This window comes from Lentzea albida, assembly GCF_900111005.1.
Lineage (GTDB): Bacteria > Actinomycetota > Actinomycetes > Mycobacteriales > Pseudonocardiaceae > Lentzea > Lentzea albida.
Map to the genome: position 1 here is coordinate 631,269 of NZ_FOFV01000002.1, position 15,464 is coordinate 646,732.

Consider the following 15,464-nt stretch of genomic DNA (forward strand, 5'->3'; position numbering starts at 1 on the left):
ATGTGGACCGGGACGGCTTTTTCACGCTTCCGAGTGATCGAGCCGAGGTTTCCCGGCGCCGAGGAATGGGTACCAAGATCCATCTCCAGACAGGAACCACCGTGTCTCTCGTGCGCAAGATCGCTGTCGGTCTCGCTGCGGGTGGCGGCGTGCTGTTGGCCGTGTCTCCCGCCAGTGCAGCTCCCATCTCCTCCGTCGACGCCGTCGGGGAGAACGGCCCCCACACGGCCATGAACGACTTCAGGGAGTCGTTCCAGGACAACCTCTACGGCGTGCAGGACACGACGCGAGCGGTCGCCGGCAAGATCCGCGGCTAAAAACTTAGCGACACTAACCACTTTTCGGGGATCTCCGCCGCTCGTCCGCCTAGGGTGGGCGGCGGAGGTGTCGGGTGGGACGGTTGGCACGCGCCGGGCTGTACGCGGGCGCCTTGATCGGGCCGTTCGGCGGCGCCATCACCACGTCGATCCTGCCGGAGATCGGCGAGAGCTTCGGCCGGTCCGCGGGCTCGGCGGCGTCCACGCTCACCTACTACCTCGTGCCGTTCGCGGTGCTGATGCTGGCTTCCGGCACGCTCGCGCAACGCTGGGGTCCACAACGGACTGTCCGGATCGCGTACATCGCCTACGCCGTCACGTCCGCCCTGGCCGCGTCCTCCTGGACGTTCGAGGTGCTGCTGGCCTCGCGCGCGCTGCAGGGCGCGGCGAACTCGTTCACCACACCGGTGTTGCTGGCGGTGATCGCCGCGTCGACGCCGAAGGAGAAGCTCGGGCGCGCGCTCGGGCTGTTCGGGTCGATGCAGGCGGCCGGGCAGACCTCCGCGCCGCTCGTCGGCGGGCTCACCGCCGAGATCGACTGGCGGCTCGCGTTCGTCGTGATCGCCGTGGTGGCCGTCGGGCTCGCGGTGCTGGGCGTGCCGCAGACCGACGCCGAACCGGAACGGGACGCGAGCCTGCGCAGCGCGTTCGTGCCGAGCACGCTCTGGCCGGCGCTCGTCGGGTTCATCGGCTGGGCGTGCCTGGGCGGGTTGTCGTTCCTCGTGGCGTTCCGGCTCGACGACGTGTTCGGGCTCGGTGCGGGCCAGCGCGGTGTGCTGCTCACGGGTTTCGGCGTCGTCGGCTTCCTGACCGCGCGGTACATCGGCAAGGCGATCGACCGGTTCGGCGCGCGGACGACCATCACCGTCGCCGCGACGCTCGGCGCGGGGCTCGTCGCGGCGGTCGGCACGACGCCCTTCACGGCCCTGGTCGTCCTCGCCTGGGCGCTCACCGGAGCCGCCGCCCAAGGCGTGCTGGTGAGCATCAACGCGTTGGTGCTGCAGAGCGAGAGCGCCAACAGGGGCGGCAGCGTCAGCGTCGTGCAGTCGCTGCGCTTCATGGGTGCCGCGGCCGCCCCGCTGGCGTTCGTCCCGCTCTACCAGTCCCACCCGCTGCTGGGGTTCCTCGTCCCAGCGGGCCTGCTGGTCACGATCCCCGCGATCGTCACGTTGTCAGGTCGCGGCGCCGGAAGCCGGCGAACCCCGCGACCAGCAGCACCACCGCCACCCCGGTGAGCCACGCGAGCGGCCCGAAGGTGATGTCCGGGTACTTCGGGACGTGCGTGAACGGCGAGAGGTCGATGACCCACTGGTCGAGCCGCAGCGCCGGGCCGAGCAGCGTGAGCACCAGCGACACCGACACCACCGCCCAGCTCACGCCTGTGAACTGCGGGAACGCCCCGAACAGCAGCAGTGCCACGCCCGCGACCACCCAGGCGGCGGGGAGCTGGACCAGTGCCGCGCCCAGCATCTCGGGCAGCACCGTGCCGACGTCGTCGACCTGCAGCCCGTACACCAGTCCCAGGCCCAGACCGGCCGACGCCAGCACGACCGCGCCTCCCACCAGCGCGAACACCGCGTGCGACGCGACCCAGGACCACCGCGAGACCGGCGTCGCGAGGATCGGCTCCGCGCGGAGCGAGGTCTCCTCCGACCGCAGCCGCAGCACCGCCTGCACCAGGTAGATGGACGAGATCAGGCCCAGCAGCTGCGTGACGGTCGCGAAGAACGCGTCCACCATCGCGTCGGCGCCGCCGATCGTCTGCACGATCTGCCCGAGCGCCGGGTTGTCCTCCACCATCTGCCCCACGGCCTGGGCGACGCTGCCGTAGATCACGCCCACCGCGAACAGGGCGATGGACCAGCCGATCAACGAGCCCTTCTGCAGCCGCCACGCCAGGCCGAACGAGGTGCCGGTCGTGCCCTCCGCAGGGCCGAGGCGGGTCGCCAGCAACCCGAGGCCGACGTCCCGGCGCGTCACGACGTACGCGGACACGCCGGCGAGGAGCACGAACGCGGCGAGCGGGAGCAGCAGCACCCAGAACCTGTTGTCGCCGAACGACCTCACGTGCTCGGTCCAGCCGATCGGCGAGAACCAGGTCAGCCACTGCGGCCCCGACTCCCCCGCCGCGTCGCCGGCCGCGCGCAGCAGGTAGACGACGCCGAGGAACCCGCCCGCGATCGCGTTGGACACGCGCGAGTTCTCCGAGAGCTGCGCGGTGAACGCGCTGACGCCGGTGAACACCAGCCCGACGCTCGCCGTGGACAGCCCGAACGCGAACGAGCCCGCCGCGTCCAGGTCCTTGCCGATCAGCGCCACCGCCTGCAGCAGCCCGATCAGCAGGCTCGTGCCGCCCGCGACGACGACGGCGGCGGCGAGTGGCGCGTGCCGTCCCACGACGCCCGCGCTGATGAGTTCCGTGCGACCGGCCTCTTCTTCTGCGCGCGTGTGCCGCGTGACGACGAGCATGGCCATGATCGCGATGAACAGGCCGGAGAAGACGCCCCAGCGCCACACCACCAGACCGCCGAGCGACGACCAGTCGTGCAGCGGCCCGAGCATCGCGAGGAAGGCGGAGTTGGCGTTCGCGGTGACGCCGAGCTGCGCCCGTGCCTCGGCGCCGCTGTACAGCTCCTCGAGGGCCGTCGTCGTGGAGTACGTGACGCCGACCAGGAACAGGACCCAGACGGGCAGCAGGATCCGGTCGCGGCGCAGGGCCAGCCGGACGAGGTGCAGCGTGCCGATCATTTCGCGTCCTCGTAGTGGCGCAGGAACAGCTCCTCCAGCGTGGGCGGCTGCGAGGTCAGCGTGCGCACGCCCGTGGCCACGAGCTGCTTGAGGACCGGGTCGAGCTGGTCCGAATCGACCTCGAACTTGACCCGGTTGCCCTCGGCCACGAGGTCGTGCACGCCGGCCAGGGACGCGAGCCCGTTCGGCGGGGCCGCGAGCTCGGCGGAGATCGACGTGCGGGTGAGGTGCCGCAGGTCGGCGAGCGTGCCGGTCTCGACGACGTGGCCGCCCCGGATGATGCTCACCCGGTCGCACAGGGCCTCGACCTCGGCGAGGATGTGGCTCGACAGCAGCACGGTGCGGCCGCGCTCGCGTTCGTCGTTGACGCAGTCCTGGAAGACGGCCTCCATCAACGGGTCGAGACCCGACGTCGGCTCGTCGAGGATCAGCAGCTCGACGTCGCTCGACAGGGCCGCGACCAGCGCGACCTTCTGCCGGTTGCCCTTGGAGTACGTGCGGCCCTTCTTGCGCGGGTCGAGCTCGAAGCGCTCCAGGAGCTCCGCGCGGCGGGCCTTGTTCACGCCGCCGCGGAGCCGTCCGAGCAGGTCGATGACCTCGCCGCCGGTCAGGTTGGGCCAGAGGTTCACGTCGCCGGGGACGTAGGCGAGCCGGCGGTGCAGAGCCGCGGTGTCCTTCCACGGGTCGCCGCCGAGCAGCCGCGCGGTGCCGGAGTCGGCACGCAGCAGGCCGAGGAGGATCCGGATCGTCGTCGACTTGCCGGAGCCGTTCGGCCCGAGGAAGCCGTGCACCTCACCGGTCTGGACGTCCAGGTTCAGGTCGTCCAGTGCACGCGTCGGGCCGAAGGTCTTCACCAGGCCCGACACGGATATCGCAGATGTCATGGGCGGTAAGCTACGCTTCTTTCACAACTTCGTGAAGCGTGTAAATTTTGCCCGATCGGCTGACGAAAGGGATGATGCCGCCGTGACGAGTACTACGGAGCGTGACACGCAGGCGGTGAGCCAGTTCGTCGAGCGGTTCGGCGGGATCCTGGCGGACACCGGCGTGCCGCGCATGCCGGCTCGCATCCTCGCGGCGCTGCTGACAACGGACTCCGGGCGGCTCACCGCGGCCGAGATAGCCGAACTGCTGCAGATCTCCCCGGCGGCGGTGTCGGGCGCTGTGCGCTACCTCACGACCGTGCAGATCGTCAGCCGGGAGCGTGAACCCGGATCACGCCGTGACGTGTTCCGGATGCGCGACAACGTCTGGTACGAGACGACGTTCCGCAAGGACCAGATGCTCGGCATGATCGACGAGGTGCTCGGCGAGGGCGTCGACGCGCTCGGCTCGGACTCCGCGGCGGGGGCCCGGCTGGACGAGACGCGCGAGTTCTTCCGGTTCGTGCACGGCGAGCTGGGCTCGTTGCTGGACCGGTGGCGCGTGCACCGCGAGAAGTGGCTGGAAGAGCGCTAGAAGACAGCGGACGGGGGAGCCTCCGGCGTGGAGGCTCCCCCGTCCGCCACGCACGTCAGCCCGTGGTGAGAGTCAGGCCGTAGGCCTCGAGGATCTCGTTGACCGGCTGGTAGTAGGTCGTGCCGCCGCTGGTGCAGTCACCGGAGCCACCCGAGGTGACGCCCTGCGCCTGCGTGCCGCTGACCCACGAGCCACCCGAGTCACCGGGCTCCGCGCACACGTTCGTGCGCGTGAGGCCGCTGACCGAGCCCTCCTGGTAGTTCACGGTCTGGCTCTTGGCCTGGACCTCACCGCAGTGCCAGCCCGTGGTCGAGCCGGAACGGCAGATCGAGGCGCCCACGGCGGACTCGGTGTGACCGGAGACGATCACGTCGGAACCGCCGTAGTGGTTCACCTTCGGCGTGGAGGTCCACGACGAGTTGGTGCGCACGAACGAGTAGTCGTTGCCCGGGAAGGACGACTTCTCGAACTCGCCCATCGCCGTCTTGTCGACGCCGGTCACCGTGTCGCCGGGCGACCCGCAGTGGCCCGCGGAGACGAAGCCGCCGTCGACCGCGAAGCCGACGGAGCAGCGTCCGGCGTTGTTGATGTAGTAGGCGTCACCACCGCGGGTGTCCTTGAACAGCCGCGGCGCCTCGTCGGTCTCGACGACCTTCGCGACGGCGCCCGCCTTTTCGACCAGCGACTGCGCTGCCGAGGTCTGGCCGCGCTTGACGGTGATCGTCACCGCGTTCGCCTTCGTGTCCACGTACCAGCCGGTGACCTCGGCCGGGGCCTGGGACGCGTCGAGCTTCGCCTTGGCCGCGTCCAGGTCAGAGGCCTTGTGCGCGACCGTGCGGGGCTCCGCGCCGAGCTTGCGGAGCCGGTCGGTCTTGGCCGCGTCGGTCACGCCCACGACGAGCTTGCCGGAGGACGCGTCGAACCACGCGCCGCCGTAGCTCTCGCCCGCGTACCCCTCCACGACACGCTGCAGGACCGCGGCCGCGCTCTCCTGGCGCAGCCTCTCCGCCGCCTGCCGGGCGTCCAGTCCGAGGTCGCGCTGCATCGCGGCGAGCAGGTCGGCCGACGGTTGCGGTGCGGCGACGGCGGCAGGGGATGCCGTGGCCGCGAGTGCACCCGTCAGAACAGCCACAGCCGCGACAGCCATGCGCTTCATAGGCACTTCTCCTTGATCTTCGGTTTTTTCTGCAGGGCCGGTGTAACGCCGGACCGGGCAACCGCGATGAGGAGATCAGCTGTGCTGCAACACAGCTCGCACGACACCGGATGACAGGCGTCCCCAGGCGGTCGAACTGCCCGATCAGTTCGTTCCTCCGTCTGGGCGACGCTACTTCGGCGTGCTTACCGGACGGTAGGGTCGATCGAGGGGTGGACCTCGCGGCGTCTCGGTTGATATAGGGAATGCAAATTCGTTCTCCCGGCCTATTTCCGTGACACAGAGCGACCATTCGCCTTGACACGAAACGTCAAATCTGTCAACAGTTCGCACTCGCTGGCGTATCCCTCTGACCTGCGGTTTAGGTCTAGCGTGCTGGACACCCTGTTCCCTGCACGAGGGAGAAACCCTGCCATGCGAAGAGTCTTGGGTGCGGGACTCACAGCCGCTGCCGCCGTGTGTCTGGCCGCCGCTGTGGTTCCAGCCGCTTCCGCTCAAGAAAACGTGGGGACGATTCTCGGCGCCGACCGCGCCAAGGTCGTGAAGGACAGCTACATCGTCTCGCTCAAGGCGGGAACGGCGTCGAGGGCCGCCGCTCCCGAACTGGCAGGACGCTACGGCGGCCAGGTCGGCAAGGTCTGGCAGCACGCGCTCAACGGCTTCTCGGTGAAGATGACTGCCCAGCAGGCCGCCCGCCTCGCCGCGGACCCGAAGGTCGCGTTCGTCGAGCAGGACGCCGAGGTCAGCCTCCTCGACGTGCAGCAGAACCCGCCGTCGTGGGGCCTTGACCGCAGCGACCAGCGCGACCTGCCGCTGAGCAACAGCTACCAGTACGACACCACCGCTTCGAACGTGACGGCGTACATCGTCGACACCGGTGTGCGCACGACGCACCAGACGTTCGGCGGTCGCGCCACCTGGGGCACCAACACCTCCGGCGACGGCAACAACAGCGACTGCAACGGCCACGGCACGCACGTCGCCGGCACCGTCGCGGGCGCCGAGTACGGTCTCGCGAAGGCCGCCAAGGTCGTCGCGGTCAAGGTGCTCAACTGCCAGGGTTCGGGCACCATCCAGGGCGTCGTCGACGGCGTCAACTGGGTGACCGCGAACGCGGTGAAGCCCGCCGTTGCGAACATGTCCCTCGGTGGCGGCGCCGCGGCCGCCCTGGACACCGCCGTGCGCAACTCGGTCGCGTCCGGCGTGACCTACGCCGTCGCGTCCGGCAACTCGAACACCGACGCGTGCTCGTCGTCCCCGGCCCGCGTGGCCGAGGCGATCACCGTCAACGCGTCGACCAACACCGACGCGCGCGCCTCGTTCTCCAACTACGGCACCTGCACGGACATCTTCGCGCCGGGCCAGAACATCGTGTCGGCGTGGCACACCAGCGACACCGCCACGAACAACATCTCCGGCACGTCGATGGCCTCCCCGCACGTCGCGGGTGGCGCGGCGCTGTGGCTCGCCACGCACCCGACCGACAGCCCCGCCGCCGTCTGGGCGGGCCTGAACGCCGCCTCGACCCCCAACAAGATCACCAGCCCGGGCAGCGGCTCGCCGAACAAGCTGCTCTACACGCTCTTCGGCGGCTCGCAGCCGGGCAACCCGTCCGTGACCAACCCCGGCACGCAGACCTCCACGGTCGGCACCGCGGCGTCGCTGCAGCTCTCGGCCTCCGGCGGCACCGCGCCGTACACGTGGTCCGTCTCGGGCCTGCCGGCCGGCCTCTCGGCGAGCTCCTCGGGCGCCATCTCCGGCACCCCGACCACCGCGGGCACCTCGACCGTCACCGCAACCGTGACCGACGCGGCCGGCAAGACCGGCTCGGCCACGTTCTCCTGGGTGGTCAACGCGGTCGGCGGCAGCTGTGACGCCAAGACCAACTCGACCCCCGTCGCCATCGGTGACCTCTCCACCGTGACCAGCACGATCGTCGTCTCCGGCTGCGCGGGCAACGCGTCGGCCACCGCCACGATCGCGGTCGCCATCACCCACACCTACAAGGGCGACCTCGTGGTCGACCTGGTCGCACCGGACGGTTCGGTCTACAACCTGCACAACCGCACCGGCGGCTCGGCCGACAACATCAACGAGACCTTCACCCGCAACCTCTCGGGTGAGGCCGCCAACGGCACCTGGACGCTGCGCGTGCGCGACGCGGCGTTCCTGGACACCGGCACGTTGAACAGCTGGACGCTCGACGTCTGATCGTCTCTTCGGTGAACGAACCGCCCCCGGTGCTTCCGCCTCGGGGGCGGTTCCACGTTCAGGGCTCGCGGAAGCCGGTAACACGGAGCAGGTGATCACCCGACAAGCAGCCTGAATGCCGAGACGACAGCAGCAACGGGGAGAGTCGCGTGGGGCTTTTCAGCAAGACGCCAGAGGAGATCGCCGCCAAGAAGGCCGCCGGTGAGCTTCGCGCAGCGGAGAAGGAAGCAGCGCGCTTCGCCGCATCCCCAGCTGGACGGGCTCGTGCGGCCAAGGCGGACGGCGCGAGGATCTTCCAGATCTCGATCGAGCTCGAGAACACGCGCACGAGCCTTCTCGACGTGGTCCTCACCACGCAGAACAGCAACAACCACACTCAGACGCTCAACGAGATCGAAGCCGAGGGGTGGAGGTTCGAGGCCATCTCGACGACCTTCATCCCGCAGACCACCACGATCACCGAGAGCTCGTTCTCGAGCGGATCCAACGGAGAGACGTCCGGCATCGTGCTCGCCACCTACGTGTTCAGGCTCGCTTGACGCTTCAGGGCTCGCGGAACCACTCGCGCCGGTGCTCGAACCACTGCCGCAGGTCGTCCTCGTCGAGGTCCACGCTTAGCAGCTCCAGCACGGTCTCACGATCCGGGTGGTCGCTCGCGCGCACGTGGTCGACGGTGACCTGGACGCCCGCCGCGCAGAGGTGCTCCACGTCGTACATGCAGCCGGCGTCGAAGTTGGCGCGCTTGAGCGCGAAGTGCCGCCAGACGTCCTCGGGCCGCCGGTGCTCGGCCAGCAGGAACCCGGCCAGCGCCGCCTGCTCCCCCAAGCCCTGGGAGTGGGCACGGCACAGGGCTTCCTGCTCGACCAGGAACCGCAGCAGCGGCAGGTCCCCGGCGGTGCTCTCAGCCGCCAGCACCTCGCCACGGGCGGCCTCGTTCAGGTCCTCGCAGTCCGGCCCGCGCTCGTACCGCAGCCCCTGCCATGCCTCCGTCACGGGCACAGTGTGGCGGGCGCGCGCCACCGCACGGCAGCGCGCGCCCTCAGCCAGTTAGAGCTCCACGCCCAGAAGCGCGTCCACCGCAGTACGAACCTGCGAAGGCCCGTGCCGATCCGACCCACCGTGCGCCAACGCCTCATCGGCCCACGCGTCGACGGCCGCCAGCGCACGCGGCGTGTCGAGGTCGTTGCCCAGGTGGTCGCGCAACCGCGTCACGGTGTCCACAGCGGACGGTCCGGTGTCCAGGGCGGCCGCGCGACGCCACTTGTCCAGCCGGGCCAGCGCCTCGTCGAGCAGGTCCTGGGACCACGGGCGGTCGGTGCGGTAGTGGCCGGCGAGCAGCGCGAGGCGGATGGCGTTGGGGTCCACCTTCTCGGCGCGCAGCTTCGAGACGAAGACCAGGTTGCCGCGCGACTTCGACATCTTCTCGCCGTCGAGGCCGATCATGCCCGCGTGCACGTAGTGCCGTGCGAACGGGTGCTGGCCGGTCTGGGCCTCGGCGTGCGCCGCGGAGTACTCGTGGTGCGGGTAGATCAGGTCGGAGCCGCCGCCCTGCACGTCGAAGCCGGTGCCGAGGCGGTTGTGGGCGATGGCGCTGCACTCGATGTGCCAGCCGGGGCGGCCCTCGCCCAGTTCGGACGGCCAGGAGGGCTCGCCGGGACGCTTCACGCGCCACAGGAGTGCGTCGAGCGGGTGCTTCTTGCCGGGGCGGTCCGGGTCGCCGCCCCGCTCGGCGAACAGCTTCAGCATCGTCTCCTCCGAGTAGTTCGACTCGTAGCCGAACCGCCCGGTGGCGTTGTGCTCGAAGTAGACGTCCGGGTACTCGGCGTCGTCGACCCGGTAGGCGTGGCCGTCCGCGACGAGCTTGGCCACGACCTCGACGATCTCCGGGATCGCCTCGACGATGCCCACGTAGTCCTGCGGCGGCAGGACGCGCAGGGCCTCCATGTCCTCGCGGAACAGGGCCGTCTCGCGCATGGCGAGGACCACCCAGTCGTCCTTGTCGCGCTCGGCCCGCTCCAGCAGCGGGTCGTCGACGTCGGTGACGTTCTGGACGTAGTGCACGTTGTGCCCGTTGTCGAGCCACACGCGGTGCACGAGGTCGAACGCCAAGTAGGTGGCGGCGTGGCCGAGGTGAGTCGCGTCGTACGGCGTGATCCCGCAGACGTACAACCTGGCGGTGTCTCCTGGAGCCGTGGGGCGCACCTCGCCCGTAGCCGTGTCGAACAGCCGCAGCGGGCGGGGGTCCCCGGGAACCCGCGGCACAGGAATGGATGACCAGGTCTGCATGTATCCGACATTAACGCGTACCGCCGAACAGAGCGTGATTTCCGGGTGTTGGGACGACCACGCGCGGTTCGTTCGGACAGAAAGGCAGGACATCCGTTGACGCCGTGACGGGCACGCCCCTAGCTTCGGGAGGCATGCTTCGTGTCGTCGTAGCCACGGTGGTAGCGCTCTCACTGTCCCCGGCCACAGCACAGGCCGAACCCCTGGACGCCTTGGCGTATCTGGAAAATCCCAGAATGACAGCCGAGAACCAGGAGCCTCCGCACCCGGATCTCAAGCCCGAACGCAAGCTCAGCCTCAACGGCGAGTGGCGCCTGCGGATGTTCGACCGGCCGCAGGACGTGAGGGAGACCTCCGACGGCTGGCGCACGGTCCAGGTCCCCCACACGTGGCAGACCGACTTCCTCGACCACCCGATGTTCCGCAACATCCCCACCGAGATGTACCCGGACGACCCGCCCCGGATCCCGCACGACGTCAACCCGACCGGCGTCTACGAGAAGACGTTCGACCTGCCCGCGGGCTGGGACCGCACGCTGGTCCGGTTCGAGGGCGTGACCAGCGGATACTTCGTGTGGCTCAACGGCACGTACGTCGGCTACGACCAGGGCGGCTACACGCCGGCCGAGTGGGACCTCACCAGCAAGCTCAAGCCCGGCCGCAACACGCTGAGGCTCCAGGTCCACCGCTGGGGCTCCGGCTCCCACCTGGAGGACTACGACCAGTGGCGGTTCTCCGGCATCTTCCGCGAGGTCTGGCTCTACTCGACGCCGAAGACGTACCTGCAGGACGTCACGATCAAGACCGACCTCGACGCCGAGTACCGCGACGCGACGATCTCCGCGGACGTCAGGATCGGCGGACCGCAGGAGGGCCACAGCGTCCGCACCAGACTCTTCGATCCCCAGGGCCGTGAGGTCCCCATCAGGGACGGCAAGGTCGTCAACCCGCTGAAGTGGACCGACGAGACCCCGAACGTCCACGAACTCCGGATCGAGCTGCTCAAGGACGGCCGGGTCGTCCAGACCGGCAAACAGCCCGTCGGGTTCCGCAAGATCGAGATCGTCGACCGCCAGTTCAAGATCAACGGCAAGCGAGTCCTGTTCCGCGGCACGAACCGGGCCGAGACCTCGGTGCGCGGCAGCCGCTACGTCACCCGCGCTGACCAGGAAAAAGACGTCCAGCTGATGAAGCGGTTCAACATCAACGCCGTGCGCACCTCGCACTACCCGAGCGACCCGTACTTCTACGAGCTCGCGGACCGCAACGGCCTGATGATCGCCGACGAGGTCGACATCGAGACCCACCACCACGACGCCTGCCCGTCCAACTGCCTCGCCGAACGCCCCGAGTGGCAGGACGCGTTCCAGGACAGGTTCGTGGCGATGATGCAGCGCGACAAGAACCACCCGAGCGTGGTCATGTGGGACACGGGCAACGAGGCGGGCCTCGGCAAGGCGCACCACACGATGGCCGAGTACGCGAGGAAGAACGACACCCGCCCGCTCTACCACCAGCCGAACGTGCCGGACGGCGACGCGCCCTTCGCGGACGTGGCCGGGCCGCGCTACCCGTCACCCGCGAGCCTCGAAGCCAAGGCGAAGACCACGACCAAGCCGATCATCATGGGCGAGTACGCGCACGCGATGGGCAACAGCCTCGGCAACTTCAAGGAGTTCTGGGACGTCGTGCGCGCCTACCCGCAGGTGCAGGGCGGCTTCATCTGGGACTGGGCCGAGCAGAACATCGCCCTGCCCCTCTACACGACCCCGGACGACGCCAACGGCATCCTGACCTACCTGTCCGGCAAACCGTCCCACGTGGACGGACCGCACGGCAAAGCGTTGCAGCTCAGCGGACTCGACGACTTCGTGGAGGTCTACCGCGACCGCAAGCTCGACGAGGTCACCAACGGCCTGACGCTCGACGCGTGGGTCAAGCCCGACACGTGGACCGGCGACTTCACGGTCATCTCCAAGGGCGACCACCAGTACGCGCTGAAGATGTCCAACGCCACGACGCTGGAGTTCTTCGTGCACAGCGGCACCTGGCGCACGGTCCGTGCGACCGTGCCGGCGGACTTCCACGGCAACTGGCACCGCGTCACCGGCACGTTCGACGGCGCGAAGCTCCGCTTGCTCATCGACGGCCGTGAGGTCTCCACGGCCGACTACAGCGGCACGATCGACTGGTCGCACTGGCCGGTCAACATCGGGCGCAACGCCGAGACCATGCAGGAGAACGTCGGCACGCGCATGGCGCACGGCAGCGTCGACCAGGTCCGGATCTACCACCGCGCCCTGACCGAGGCCGAACTCGCTCAGGACCCCAAGAGGACCGCCGTGCTGGCGCTCGACTTCGAGAAGCTGGAGGACAAGGGCCGCAAGGAGTCCTACGGCGCGGGCACCGGCGGTGTCGACGGCGTCGTGTGGGCCGACCGCAGGCCTCAGCCGGAGACCACCGAGCTGATGGCCGTCCACTCCCCCATCCGGTTCTCGTTCGCGGACAACGAGCTCACCGTCGTCAGCGAACGCCAGTTCACCGGCACCGATGACCTCGAACTGCGCTGGGACGTCCAGGACAACGGCCGCACCATCGCCCAGCACCGCGGCAGGCTCCAGCCGGGCACGATCGCGTTGCCCGACTTCGGGGCCGAGACCGAACGCTGGCTGACCGTGCGCGCGACGGATCGGCGCGGCACCGACGTGGGCATCGCGCAGTTCCCGCTGGGCGGCACGCAGATCACCGGCCTGCACACGCCCGGCAGGCCCGGCGAGCTCACCACCACGCAGAACGACTCCGAGGTCGTGCTGTCCGGCAGGGACTTCCGGTACGTGCTCAGCAAGAAGACCGGCACCCTCACGTCGATGCGCGTGCGGGGTACCGAACTGCTCCACGCCGGCCCGGAGCTCGACGCGTGGCGCGCACCGCTGTCGAACGAGTTCATGAGCGAGGACTCGTCCTGGTACCGCAGCGGCCTCGACCGCCTGAAGACATCACCAGTCGACATCACTGTCTCACAGGGCACCGACACTCTCGTGACGGTGCGGTCGACCGCCCAGGCGGTGCGGGACGCCTCGTTCGCCCAGACGTTCACCTACCGCGTCACCGGCGCCGGCGAGATCACCGTCGGGCACCGGGTCGCCGCGAAGGACCGCATGCGCGACCTGAGCTACCTGCCCGGCATCGGCTTCACCCTCAAGGTTCCGGACACCTTCAAAAGGTTCACCTGGTACGGCCGCGGGCCGGGCGAGAACTACGACGACCGCAGGTCCGGCAACCCGGTCGGCGTCTACCAGTCCACAGTGGACGAGCAGTTCAACGACTACTACAAGCCGCAGGACTTCGGCAACCACGCGGACACGCGCTGGGCGACGCTCTCCAACGGCCGTGCGGGCCTGCTCGTGGCGGGTGATCTGGACGTGCGCGTGTCACGGTACGACGACCTCGACCGCGCCGCGTACCCGTTCGCACTCAAGAAGAACGACGGCTGGACGACCCTGCACGCGGCACACCGCGTCACGGGCGTGAGCGAGACGTTCCACGAGCCGTTGCCGCAGTACCAGGTGGAAGCGGGCAACGAGTACGCGTACTCCGTGCTGCTGCGCCCGCTCACGCCCGCGGAGGCGGCCACGGGCAAACTCGGCCGTCAGGTCGACTGCGCCCCCACCGCCGAACTGCGCGCCACGGACACCACGCTCGAACCCGGTGAGCAGGTCCAGGCCCAACTGGTCGTCACGAAGCCCTGTGCCGGCACGACCACGGCCAGGTTCACCGCGCCGGACGGCTGGTCGGTCATCCCGCCTGCCGCAGACCTGTCGAGCGGCTCCGCGACGGTGACGATCAGGCGCGACGGCGGCGACACCGGCACCCGCCCGGTGTTCGCGGAGATCACCACCGGCAAGGGGACGTCGACCCTGACGCACGACTTCACCGCCACCCCGCGACCACCGCAGGGCGAGGCGCAGGTGTCCGCGCTGGAGTTCCTCGGCGAGCGCAACGGCTGGGGCCCGGTCGAGCGCGACCGCAGCAACGGCGAGCAGCAGGCGGGCGATGGCACCACGATGAGCATCCGCGGCGCCCGGTTCGACCGGGGCGTCGGCGTGCACGCCGACTCGGAGTTCCAGGTCTACACCGGCGGCAGGTGCGGTCTCCTGACCGCCACCATCGGTCTCGACGACGAGACGAACGGTGCCGGCACCGTCCGGTTCGAAGTCCTCGGCGACAACCGATCGGTGTACCGAAGCCCTGTGCTGACGGGACAGAGCGCACCCGTCCCGATCTCCGTCGACACGGGTGGAGCAACGGTGCTGACGTTCCGGGTGACGGACGGAGGTGACGGCAACGCCCACGACCACGCCGACTGGGCCGCTGCGGTCCTGCACTGCTGAAAACTGTCGGACCCCAGGCGTACCGTTGGAGATCAAGGGCATTCGCCGCTGAAAGGCGGGGTCTCATGGTCTTCTTCGAAATCCTCGGCGGGCTGGTCGCGCTCGGAGGCCTCGGCCTCGCCATGAGCGCCAGAGTGATCAAACAGTTCGAACAGGGACTGGTGTTCCGGTTCGGCAAGCTGCAACAGGGCGTGCGCGGGCCGGGGCTGACGATGCTCGTCCCGGGGGTCGACCAACTGCGGAAGGTCAACCTCCAGATCGTCACCCTGCCCGTGCCGGCCCAGGACGGCATCACGCGCGACAACGTCACCGTGCGCGTCGACGCCGTCGTGTACTTCAAGGTGCAGGACGCGGCGAAGGCCGTCATCAACGTCGAGGACTACCGGTTCGCGATGTTGCAGGTGGCGCAGACGTCGCTGCGGTCCATCATCGGCAAGAGCGAGCTCGACGACCTGCTGTCCAACCGCGAGCGCCTCAACCAGGGTCTGGAACTGATGATCGACACCCCGGCCCTCGAGTGGGGCATCGACATAGACCGGGTCGAGATCAAGGACGTGGCGCTGCCGGAGAGCATGAAGCGCTCGATGTCGCGCCAGGCCGAGGCCGAACGCGAACGCCGTGCGCGCATCATCACCGCGGACGGCGAGCTGCAGGCGTCCAAGAAGCTCTCCGAGGCCGCCGGGACCATGGAGTCGACTCCCGGTGCTCTGCAACTGCGGCTCCTGCAGACCATCGTGGAGGTGGCGGCGGAGAAGAACTCGACGCTTGTGCTGCCGTTCCCGGTGGAGCTGCTGAGGTTCCTGGAGAAGAACACCAACGTCGAGTCGCCCGTGAAGGCGGAGGCGCCGGTGGCGCCGCCCGAGTTGACCGAGGAGCCGAAGGAACCGGCGTGAGGCG

The 15,464-nt window shown here is 69.3% G+C and carries 12 protein-coding genes; 7 read left to right on the forward strand and 5 right to left on the reverse strand.

Annotation, left to right across the window (positions count from 1 at the left end):
• The first annotated feature begins 110 nt into the window (after positions 1–110).
• Complete coding sequence (locus BMY74_RS08360; RefSeq protein ID WP_089912107.1) at positions 111–317, forward strand: hypothetical protein; 207 nt, start codon at positions 111–113, stop codon at positions 315–317.
• Between the two features lie 74 nt (positions 318–391).
• Entirely contained in the window at positions 392–1,552 is a 1,161-nt protein-coding gene (locus tag BMY74_RS08365; protein ID WP_089912110.1) for an MFS transporter, read from the forward strand.
• Here BMY74_RS08365 and BMY74_RS08370 read toward each other — a convergent pair.
• The gene (locus BMY74_RS08370) at positions 1,482–3,065 is read right to left on the reverse strand and encodes an ABC transporter permease (RefSeq protein ID WP_089912113.1); all 1,584 of its coding nucleotides are present in this window, start codon (positions 3,063–3,065) and stop codon (positions 1,482–1,484) included. The genes BMY74_RS08365 and BMY74_RS08370 overlap by 71 nt on opposite strands.
• On the reverse strand, positions 3,062–3,949 hold the full coding sequence (locus BMY74_RS08375; RefSeq protein ID WP_089912116.1) for an ABC transporter ATP-binding protein: 888 nt from the start codon (positions 3,947–3,949) through the stop codon (positions 3,062–3,064). Before BMY74_RS08375 ends, BMY74_RS08370 begins: the two co-directional genes overlap by 4 nt.
• Before the next feature lie 82 nt (positions 3,950–4,031).
• Between BMY74_RS08375 and BMY74_RS08380 the strand changes: the two genes are divergently transcribed.
• Positions 4,032–4,523, forward strand: coding sequence for a GbsR/MarR family transcriptional regulator (locus tag BMY74_RS08380; protein ID WP_245785979.1), 492 nt, complete (start codon positions 4,032–4,034; stop codon positions 4,521–4,523).
• Between the two features lie 55 nt (positions 4,524–4,578).
• On the opposite strand, the gene BMY74_RS08385 is transcribed toward BMY74_RS08380, so the two are convergent.
• Positions 4,579–5,679, reverse strand: a complete 1,101-nt coding sequence (locus tag BMY74_RS08385) for a S1 family peptidase (RefSeq protein WP_089912122.1) — start codon at positions 5,677–5,679, stop codon at positions 4,579–4,581.
• Between the two features lie 504 nt (positions 5,680–6,183).
• On the opposite strand from BMY74_RS08385, the gene BMY74_RS08390 reads away from it, so the two are divergent.
• A complete protein-coding gene (locus BMY74_RS08390) occupies positions 6,184–7,890 on the forward strand; it encodes a S8 family serine peptidase (protein ID WP_245785980.1) in 1,707 nt (568 codons plus the stop codon).
• A 149-nt stretch (positions 7,891–8,039) separates the two neighbouring features.
• Entirely contained in the window at positions 8,040–8,429 is a 390-nt protein-coding gene (locus BMY74_RS08395) for a hypothetical protein (protein WP_089912128.1), read from the forward strand.
• A 4-nt stretch (positions 8,430–8,433) separates the two neighbouring features.
• Here the strand turns inward: BMY74_RS08395 and BMY74_RS08400 are convergent, their stop codons facing one another.
• Positions 8,434–8,883, reverse strand: a complete 450-nt coding sequence (locus BMY74_RS08400) for a hypothetical protein (protein ID WP_143091489.1) — start codon at positions 8,881–8,883, stop codon at positions 8,434–8,436.
• A gap of 54 nt (positions 8,884–8,937) precedes the next feature.
• Entirely contained in the window at positions 8,938–10,176 is a 1,239-nt protein-coding gene (mshC, locus tag BMY74_RS08405) for a cysteine--1-D-myo-inosityl 2-amino-2-deoxy-alpha-D-glucopyranoside ligase (RefSeq protein WP_089912134.1), read from the reverse strand.
• 236 nt (positions 10,177–10,412) lie between these two features.
• Between mshC and BMY74_RS08410 the strand changes: the two genes are divergently transcribed.
• Both BMY74_RS08410 and BMY74_RS08415 read left to right on the forward strand, forming a co-directional pair.
• Positions 10,413–14,567 carry a glycoside hydrolase family 2 TIM barrel-domain containing protein gene (locus tag BMY74_RS08410; RefSeq protein ID WP_245785981.1) on the forward strand — a complete coding sequence of 1,385 codons (4,155 nt, stop codon included), beginning with the start codon at positions 10,413–10,415 and terminating at the stop codon, positions 14,565–14,567.
• A gap of 65 nt (positions 14,568–14,632) precedes the next feature.
• Positions 14,633–15,460, forward strand: coding sequence for a slipin family protein (locus BMY74_RS08415; protein ID WP_089912140.1), 828 nt, complete (start codon positions 14,633–14,635; stop codon positions 15,458–15,460).
• Positions 15,461–15,464 lie beyond the last annotated feature (4 nt).